The organism is Paracoccus sphaerophysae (assembly GCF_000763805.1).
Classification (GTDB): domain Bacteria; phylum Pseudomonadota; class Alphaproteobacteria; order Rhodobacterales; family Rhodobacteraceae; genus Paracoccus; species Paracoccus sphaerophysae.
Window position 1 is genome coordinate 1 of record NZ_JRKS01000135.1, and the last position, 595, is coordinate 595.

The following is a 595-nucleotide window of genomic DNA, read 5'->3' on the forward strand; positions in this document are numbered from 1 at the left end:
CCTGCTGGTGGCCGCCGCCAACCCCTGCCGCTGCGGGCATTTCGCCGATCCCGCGCGCGCCTGCGCCCGCGCGCCGCAATGCGGGGCGGATTACATGGGGCGGCTGTCCGGGCCGCTGATGGACCGCTTCGATCTGAGGATCGAGGTGCCGCCGGTGGCGATCGCCGATCTTGACCGCGCGGCCAGCGGAGAGACGACCACCGAGATCGCCGGCCGCATCTCGGCCGCCCGCGACGTGCAGGCGAGGCGTTTTGCCGGCCAGTCCGCCCTGCGGGTCAACGCCGATGCGACCGGTCCGCAACTCGAGGAGATCGCCGAACCGGACGAGGAAGGCCGCAGCCTGATCCAGCGCGCCGCGGACCGGCTGGGGCTGAGCGCGCGGGGCTATCACCGCATCCTGCGGACCGCCCGCACCATCGCAGATCTGGACGGCTCGGACCGGGTCCGCGCGCCGCATCTGGCCGAGGCGATCGGCTATCGCCTGCCGTTTGCTGCGGCGGCGTAAGGATAGCTGCGGGGTAGAACTGAGGATGGGGGGGCAGTTCGCGACGCTGGCGACTCCTTCAGCATGGGGATGCGGGGCGATATTCGGTTG

The 595-nt window shown here is 71.8% G+C and carries 1 protein-coding gene; it reads left to right on the top strand.

Going from position 1 to position 595, the window contains the following annotated elements:
- Positions 1 to 505, top strand: a 505-nt coding sequence (locus IC63_RS16740; RefSeq protein ID WP_036722809.1) for a magnesium chelatase subunit ChlI family protein, incomplete at its 5' end; no start/stop codon positions are given.
- Positions 506 to 595: the final 90 nt, after the last annotated feature.